This window comes from Bacillus sp. GW823-FHT06A11, from assembly GCF_058795355.1.
Window position 1 is genome coordinate 1 of record NZ_JBXAHS010000018.1, and the last position, 8,571, is coordinate 8,571.

The following is an 8,571-nucleotide window of genomic DNA, read 5'->3' on the forward strand; positions in this document are numbered from 1 at the left end:
TTCACGTTGTTTGTTTCGTTCAGTTTTCAAAGAACTACTTGGTCGCTCATTTGCGACTTCCTTATGTTAACATCTTCATTAGTTAATGTCAACTAAGTTTTTCATTTCGTTTGTCGCTTGCGACGTTAATGTCATCGGCGACTTGTCCTATACTACACCCCTGTAGATCAATCGTCAATACTTTTTATCTTTTTTATTTTATAAATTATAAAAGCTTTGCCCTCTCTTAATTTCTAACACATCCTTAGAACTTCATAAATGTATGTATTCAAACTAACAATCTGCAGACTACACTCTCTAACTTAATACTAATACTTTTCTAAAGAATGAATGCGAGACCAAGTAAATATATATTAAGGATAATATTTTTTCTTTTAGTACGCCCCCCTTCTACTCATCTCTAGGGGATTATATATAAAACATTTCTCTTCTTTACCTTTAATCAACAAAAAGGAAAAGAAATCTAATAAACTTAGGAGGCGTTATGAAATGCATGTTAATAAAAAGATAATTTATGTATCCCATGATGCCCATTTCCACGGAGCACAGCTACTTTCTTTACATACTATTAAGGCTCTTAAAGAAAACTTTGATTACTCTGTTGCAATTATTTCTATTGGATCCGGTATTTTAATTCCCGATTTCCAAAAGTACGGTCCTGTTTATTGTCTCGAGCAAGATTATCAAACAAAAGAAAAGGTCGAATTATTAATAAAGGATTTATTATCACAGGATTTTACCCTCGCCATATGTAGCACTGTCATAAGTGGCGATATCGTCGCATTACTAGCTAGACACAATATAAAAGTTGTTTCATTAATACATGAATTACCGCATTTAATACAACAGTACTCTGCTGAAGGGAAAGCTAAAAACATCGCTGAATTTGCTTACAAAGTTGTTTTCCCTTCACAATACGTACAAGAAAAATTTCGTACAATCACTGAATTGGATCCTCAAAAATGTCACATTCTCCCTCAAGGTTTGTTTAACCACAATCCTTATAAGAATAATATCGCAAAAGCTAGAAATGAGTTACGTAAGAAGCTTAACCTGCCTCTAGATAGCAAAATCATCCTGGGTGTAGGCTTCGCAGATTATCGAAAAGGAATCGATCTATTCTCACTTATCTCTTACTCAGTAAGAAAGACTCACAAGGATATTCATTTTATTTGGGTAGGGAGAACAGACGTTCAATTCCTGAATACACTGCCCCCTAAATATAAAGCACATTTCACAGTAATCGATCCTACTCCCGATATCGGATTATATAACGCCGGAGCTGACTTATACTTATTAACTTCAAGGGAAGATCCTTTTCCAAATGTTGTTTTAGAAGCATTAGATGCAAAACTTCCTGTTATAGGGTTTAAAAATGCTGGAGGTTTTGAGGAGGTTGTTACAGAAAAAACTGGTGCCTTAGTAGACTTTTTAAATTTACCCAAAATGCTAGAAAAAATATATGAATTTATTCATGATGAGGGATTACGATTACAAAAGGGAAGCTTTGGCCAAGAACTTATCGAAAAAAACTTCAATTTTCTTACTTACATTTATCAATTACTAGATCTTCTCGAACATAATTACAAAAAGATAAGCGTAATCATACCAAACTATAATTATGAAAAATACTTACCTGATCGAATCGAATCAATATTAAACCAAACCTACCCTCTTTACGAACTAATTTTCTTAGACGATGCCTCCACTGATCATAGCGTATCAACATTTAAAGAACTGCTCTCAAAAGAAAATAAGATCCATCTGAAGGTTCAACAGGTTATTAATGATACAAACTCTGGTTCTGTATTTAAACAATGGATAAAAGGCGTCACTGCAGCAACTGGTGATTATATTTGGATTGCAGAGGCCGATGACTTATGCGATACGACATTTTTACAAGAGGTGATGCAGGGGTTTTATATAAATAACAATATTGCCTTAAGCTACACACAATCAAAACAAATAGACGAACAAGGAAATGTATTGGCTAATCATTATTTAAATTACACAAATGATATCGATGAAGAGAAATGGAAAGCCCCCTATTTTCGAAAAGGCGTCGACGAAATACAAGATACGTTACTTATCAAAAACACTATACCTAATGTCTCGAGTGTAGTTTTTAAAAATATAGATATGAAGAAAACAGAAAAACAGTTAGAAAAGTTCAAAATAGCTGGTGACTGGTTCTTCTATGTTTCTCTTCTTACAGAGGGAGATATTTACTTCAATCCAGCCCCCCTAAACTATCATAGACGACATTTAAATAGTGTAACAAGAACAGAAGATTCATATTCCCATTACAATGAAGTTGTGCAAATGCAAAATTTCATTAAAGAAAGCTTTACTATCGATGACATTTCTAAAATGAAAATGTATACATATAGAAAGTATCTTAAAGCATACTTAAAAATTTAAACGTATGCTTTCTCTGCCATCAATATCTCTTGTAAGGCGATACTATTATTTAAGGGGGAATACTCTTTGAAAGACTTTATAGAGGAACATAAAGATTTAATTTCTCAAATCGCACACAGCTACAATGTAAATGCAAGTATCCATCCTGAGGATCATATCTTTCAGTTCATTGTCACTAATCCCGTTTTCCCATCAAAAAAAGAAGCGATAGATTACTATTTTAAAGACGGGCAAAACTCAGCACAAATACTCTTAGACTTAATCACTTCCCTTTATCCTCCTACAGGCAATCCAATCAAATTGTTAGAGTTTGCATCTGGATACGGCTGCGTAACACGTCATTTATTAAATCTACAAGCGAATTTGAGTATAACCGCTTGTGATATACACGAAGAGGCCATTTCCTTTATTGAAAACAAATTAAATAATCCTTCTATATTATCTCATCCTGAGCCCGAACAGTTAAAATTAGACTCCTCTACGTACGATATTGTTTTTTGTCTATCCTTTTTTTCTCATATGCCTGATACAACTTGGTTTCGTTGGCTTCAAACATTGTATAACGCTGTTTCACCTGGTGGTTTATTCATTTTCACAACCCATGGCTATCAAAGTAAAAAATATTTCGGGTTTCCAAATTTAAACGAACAGGGCTATTGGTTTCTCTCTTCTAGTGAACAATTCGATTTAGATGTTAATCAGTACGGACAAACGATAGTTAGCCCCTCTTACGTATGTGACAAAATTAAATTATTGCCCTATAACCCAATCATCAAAAAGTATACTGAAGGATTTTGGTGGGAACATCAAGACCTTTGGGTAATAGAAAAAGAAGTAAAATAATAAACCACGCTCTGCTTAAATACAAGTAGAGTGTGGTTTATTATTTTTTACTATATAAGAACTCTTCAATCCATAGCTTATTTAATCTAATCCCATTTTTAAAATCTATTTTAGGTTCCCAATTCAATTCTTGTTTTATCTTATCAATATTTAAAATGATTCTTTGGACGTTCTCTTGTTTTTGTTTATAACAGATAAAATCCACTTTTCTTTCTGTTATTTTCTCTAGTTCCACAATAATTCGTTTTAAAGAAAGACCTTTGCCACTCCCTATGTTATATACGCAAGATTTCAATTGATTTAATTGTGCTAGTTGTATAGTAATTTCAACTAAATCATCGATATAAATATAATCTCTAATAATCTCCTCTGGATTCCCATATATATTAATCCTTTCATTACTGAGATGCTGATACAAAAAACAATTTATCGCCCCAACTTTTTTTAAGGGGTTTTGGTATTTTCCATACGGATTAGAATATCTACATACAACATAATCTATTCCATATTTTCTCTTATAAAAATACAAATAATTCTCGAGCGAAACTTTTGTTATTCCATACGGGGAAAGTGGTCTTAATGGATGTTTCTCATCAATAGGCAAATATTCAGGTTCACCATAAACTGTGCCTCCCGAAGAAGCTAATATAATTTTTTTAATACGAAAATCTTTAACACTTTCCATGAAATTAAGAAAAAATAAACTGCTATTAATATCGCCGAAAACATCTTCAATTGAAGTTGCTACGTTAGACGTCGCAGCTAAATAAATAATAATATCTATATTCACTAAAGCCTTATATATATCCTCAACATTTTCTAAATCACCTTTAATAAATTCAACTTCACTTATAATATTTTGAGGAAAATTATTTATATGCCTGGAAAATACTTTTACATTTTGCCCCTGTTTCAATAAACCCAATGCGAGGTTGATACCAATGAAACTATTTCCACCTACTATTAAATAATTATTCTTCCTCATAATATCATCTCTCTAGTAATAAATTTTTCCCATCGTCAAACCTAAAAACATACACAAATAAACTGGATCATTTCGATTATTCATCTTCTTATCATTGTATGTTTGTTATAAATTTTCATTATCTTTATTTTCTATTTTCATTTTGGAAGAACTTCCTTATTCAGATTGACTGCAAAAACACTCATAATATTTACTCATCCCCATGAATATATTTAATAAACAATCCTCACTTGTTTAACCCATAAAAAAACTTCTACATACACAAGGTTCTCAAAAAAAGGAGTGCGAAACTCATGAAAAATATAAATCAAGAGCTTTTAAATCATGTAATTCTACATAAAGACCGAATTCCGCATTACCATAAAGACTTTCCCCTTATACTATTTTGGAGTCACAGAAGCGGATGCACCGCATTAGCTAATTGGTTCTTTTTTCAAATTGGATTATTTACTGAAGCAAAGAAATACAATGACTTTATTCATTACTATGAATTCTGGGTGTATAAGAACAATATAAATTACATACCAGAGTTACAGAATGGTCTTCTAGAAGGTAAAAAGGATGTTTGTAAACTTGTGCGAAATCCCTATACAAGGGCTGTCAGCTCATTTCTATTACTTGCTGACAATCCATACGCTAGCCCCCAATGGGAAAGTATCCGTCATTATTTTTATAATGATAAATATAGTAATCAAGGAATATCATTTAAACAATTTTTATATTACGTTCAGGCATTTGGTTCCAATTCCCTAGCAATAGATATACATTTTAGCCAACAATACGTCCCTGGTGAAGAAAACTTCATCCAATGTTATATTCCTTTAGAAGATTTTAATGCACAAATCACCAAACTGGAACACATGTACGATTTGATAAAATCCAATTTAGCACTTCTTACAAATTCAGATCATCATCGCGCCCACAAGATGATTTATGCAGGGAGCTATGCAGAACTTAGCATTACAGATGAAGCCTTCCCACGATTTCCAACATACGAAAGCTTTTATGATAAAGAAACTATGGATTTAGTTACAGAAATATATGCACAGGACTTTGAAATGTACCCATACACGAGAGGGATACTTTAAGTCTATACATTTTTCTATGAATAAAAGCTAATGCATCGCATAGCATAAAGTGAAACTTTAATTCGAGTCGGGTTCTCTTCGACTGATTATTCCCTTTTCCTAATCGCTATTTTAAGAGATACCTAACTTTCACCTATTCCCTTTGATTTCGCCGATTGTTGACGTGTATCATACTTTCCATAAATAGATTGCATGTAACATAGGAGTGATGTCGTGTGGAAATCAATTCGAAACACAATAATGGGTACTGCGTTATTTGCGAAAAGAAAGCTACATTTATAGAGCATAATGATTGGCTTAGAGATCATTATTTATGTTCTACATGTAACTCTATCCCAAGGCAGCGAGCTTTAATCCATACTTTACACACATTTTTTCCAAAATGGGATTCCTATAGTATCCACGAATCCTCTCCTGGAGGAATTACAACTCAGCTACTATTAAAAAACTGTAAAAACTATACATATTCTCAATACTTTAAAAACTATCCTCTTGGCCAATACTTTCAAGGAATTAGATGTGAGAACTTAGAAGACATGACTTTTGAAAATGAATCTTTTGATTTATTCATTACTCAAGACGTTTTTGAGCATGTAATGACGCCAAACAAAGCCTTTAAAGAAATAGAACGAGTATTAAAACCTGGCGGCGCTCATGTATTTACTGTCCCTTGGTATCATACACTCACAAAAACTGTGCAAAGAGCAAGATTGAATAAAGAGGTGATTGAATATATTGAAGAGCCCATTTATCACGGAAACCCTATTGATGAGAATGGGTCTTTAGTAACGTTCGATTGGGGGCAGGATATGATTGAATATATTTATACACACACAAATATGTATACCATTGTTTATTTACAAAAGGATAGATCACTCGGGTTAGATGCTGAATTTTTACATGTTTTTATTAGTAAAAAGCAAGAAAATAAGGTTTAATCACTATATAATTCGGAGGTTTGACAAATGCATAACTTTAAGTTAGGAAGTGATTTTGATAATCTTGTTAATTCACTATCTGATGTTGAACTTCTAAATTTATTTATACAAAGTTGTTCCCAAACAACGATAAATGGGGTTCCCGTACCTAGGTTTCCTCCTGAAGAAATTCAAAAACAATTTGTAGGTGCTTCCTATGAACATGCTCTTTATGAAGCATATTTGTTTTATAGCTATATAAAACAATACGCCCAGAATTTAGGTGTTCCCGTGAATAAAGAAAGTAAAGTTTTAGACTTCGGCTGCGGATGGGGAAGAATTATACGCTTCTTATTTAAAGATGCTTCTGATCAAAATTTACTTGGCATTGATGTGGATCCTGCGATGATCACACTTTGTAATGAAACACTAGGAAGAGGGATATATAAAACAGCTAGTCCACATCCCCCTGTAGAATTTATTAGTGACAATTCATTAGATATCATATTCGCTTATTCTGTATTCTCACATTTATCCGAAGAAACTGCTGAAAATTGGATAAAAGAATTTTCAAGAGTTCTTCGCCCTGGTGGAATTTTCATCGCAACAACACAAGCGCGCTATTTTCTTGATTTTTGTCAACAATTCCACGAACATCCTGAATTAATTCAAACAGGATGGCATAAAACTTTATCTCAAGCTTTTCCAGATATACATCGCGCTATCTCGGATTATGAAAACGGAAAATTTGTCCACAGCGCTACTGGTGCAGGGGATGTTAGAAATAGTAGTTTTTACGGAGAAACTGTTATACCTAGGACTTATATTGAAAATCATTATGAGAAATATTTAAAGCTACAAGACTTTTTTGATGATGTAAATCGATTACCACAAGCCCTCTTTGTCCTTCAAAAAATTTAATTCCTTTTATTCAACGTAATACACTTAATTTCATGACGAAAAGCACTTTCTATTTCAGCTATATATCAAATTACCTAATACTCTCTTATTAAGTAAGCTGTAAAAGCAAATTCAATACATACCATAAAAAAAGCAGTAAACAGCTAACATATCTCTTGTTTTAAAATTACTCCACCAAATCAAGAATAACTTCCCAACAATTGAACTACGAAAAACATGAGGGGGATATACTTTGAAAATAATCGCTTTTTACTTACCACAATTCCATCAAATTAAAGAAAATAATCGATGGTGGGGGAAAGGATTTACTGAATGGACAAATACTAAAAGTGCACGACCTTTATTTTCAGGACATTATCAACCGAGGGAACCTTATCAAGATTTTTATTATGACTTAACTAGCCCCTCCGTAAGAAAGTGGCAAGCAGAAATCGCTAAAGCATACGGTATATATGGTTTTTGTTATTATCATTATTGGTTTAAGGGAAAAAGACTATTAGAAACCCCCTTTAATGAGGTACTAAAGATGAAGGAACCTGACTTCCCTTTTTGTCTTTCTTGGGCAAACGAACCATGGACAAAATCTTGGGATGGTCTCGATAAACATATATTAATGCCTCAAGATTACGGAGATATATCTGATTGGAAGGAACACTTTGATTATTTATTACAGGCTTTCCAAGATGAGAGATATATTTATATAGATGATAAACCTCTATTCATTATTTATCGTCCAGGACATATTCCTGATTGTGAAAAAATGCTTAATTACTGGAATGCATTAGCGCGAGAAAATGGTTTAAAAGGCATATACTTTGCTGAAACATTAAACAGTTTTCCACTACCTAATATAAATGGATTCGATGCTAGCATTCAGTTTGAACCTTTCTATACAATTGCCCATGATAGCTCTTCAGACATAAATAAGGTCATATATGATTCTGATATGCAATTGAATGTTTGGGACTACGATAAAGTATGGATGTATATATTACAACGATCGCTCCCAAAGAAAAAAACATTTCCTGGGGCTTTTGTTGATTGGGATAATACTGCACGACGTAAAAACGCAAATAGCAGCATCTTTGTAGGTTCTACCCCTGAAAAGTTCACCATATATTTAAGCAAGCAAATTCATCGTACTTACTCTTTTTATAACAGCGAGTTTTTATTTATTAACGCATGGAATGAGTGGGCTGAAGGAACTTACTTAGAGCCAGATAAAAAATATGGATTTTCTTATTTAGAAGGAGTTAAAAATGCAATTGATAGAGGTATGAAAGCATACAAAAAAGACGAGTCATTCTGACTCGTCTTAAAATTGCTTGGCGACGTCCTACTCTCACAGGGACAAGGTCCCAACTACCATTGGCGCTAGAGAGCTTAACTTCCGTGT

7 protein-coding genes are annotated in these 8,571 nt (G+C 33.1%); 6 read left to right on the forward strand and 1 reads right to left on the reverse strand.

Features of this window, described 5'->3' with window-relative positions; all coding sequences use genetic code 11:
• Positions 1–489: 489 nt before the first annotated feature.
• Positions 490–2,421 carry a glycosyltransferase gene (locus tag AC1Q8L_RS29770; RefSeq protein WP_492339552.1) on the forward strand — a complete coding sequence of 644 codons (1,932 nt, stop codon included), beginning with the start codon at positions 490–492 and terminating at the stop codon, positions 2,419–2,421.
• 66 nt (positions 2,422–2,487) lie between these two features.
• Positions 2,488–3,264 (forward strand): class I SAM-dependent methyltransferase, encoded by a 777-nt coding sequence (locus AC1Q8L_RS29775; protein ID WP_000651236.1) that lies wholly within the window; start codon positions 2,488–2,490, stop codon positions 3,262–3,264.
• A gap of 40 nt (positions 3,265–3,304) precedes the next feature.
• On the opposite strand, the gene AC1Q8L_RS29780 is transcribed toward AC1Q8L_RS29775, so the two are convergent.
• Positions 3,305–4,249, reverse strand: coding sequence for an NAD-dependent epimerase/dehydratase family protein (locus AC1Q8L_RS29780; RefSeq protein ID WP_001230828.1), 945 nt, complete (start codon positions 4,247–4,249; stop codon positions 3,305–3,307).
• Between the two features lie 293 nt (positions 4,250–4,542).
• On the opposite strand from AC1Q8L_RS29780, the gene AC1Q8L_RS29785 reads away from it, so the two are divergent.
• The 4 genes from AC1Q8L_RS29785 to AC1Q8L_RS29800 all read left to right on the forward strand — a co-directional run bounded on the left by AC1Q8L_RS29785 (position 4,543) and on the right by AC1Q8L_RS29800 (position 8,484).
• Positions 4,543–5,337: a sulfotransferase family 2 domain-containing protein gene (locus AC1Q8L_RS29785; RefSeq protein WP_000790049.1), complete on the forward strand. Its 795-nt coding sequence runs from the start codon at positions 4,543–4,545 to the stop codon at positions 5,335–5,337.
• Between the two features lie 215 nt (positions 5,338–5,552).
• Positions 5,553–6,275 (forward strand): class I SAM-dependent methyltransferase, encoded by a 723-nt coding sequence (locus AC1Q8L_RS29790; protein WP_000405181.1) that lies wholly within the window; start codon positions 5,553–5,555, stop codon positions 6,273–6,275.
• A gap of 27 nt (positions 6,276–6,302) precedes the next feature.
• Positions 6,303–7,175, forward strand: a complete 873-nt coding sequence (locus tag AC1Q8L_RS29795) for a class I SAM-dependent methyltransferase (protein ID WP_000551407.1) — start codon at positions 6,303–6,305, stop codon at positions 7,173–7,175.
• A 232-nt stretch (positions 7,176–7,407) separates the two neighbouring features.
• Positions 7,408–8,484, forward strand: coding sequence for a glycosyltransferase WbsX family protein (locus AC1Q8L_RS29800; protein WP_000691015.1), 1,077 nt, complete (start codon positions 7,408–7,410; stop codon positions 8,482–8,484).
• The last annotated feature ends 87 nt before the right edge of the window (positions 8,485–8,571 follow it).

What these genes read in the sequence shown, in the direction of transcription:
- AC1Q8L_RS29770 (WP_492339552.1), top strand. Translation starts at nt 490, where the DNA reads ATGCATGTTAATAAAAAGATAATTTATGTATCCCATGATGCCCATTTC.
- AC1Q8L_RS29780 (WP_001230828.1), bottom strand. Translation starts at nt 4,249, where the DNA reads ATGAGGAAGAATAATTATTTAATAGTAGGTGGAAATAGTTTCATTGGT.
- AC1Q8L_RS29785 (WP_000790049.1), top strand. Translation starts at nt 4,543, where the DNA reads ATGAAAAATATAAATCAAGAGCTTTTAAATCATGTAATTCTACATAAA.
- AC1Q8L_RS29795 (WP_000551407.1), top strand. Translation starts at nt 6,303, where the DNA reads ATGCATAACTTTAAGTTAGGAAGTGATTTTGATAATCTTGTTAATTCA.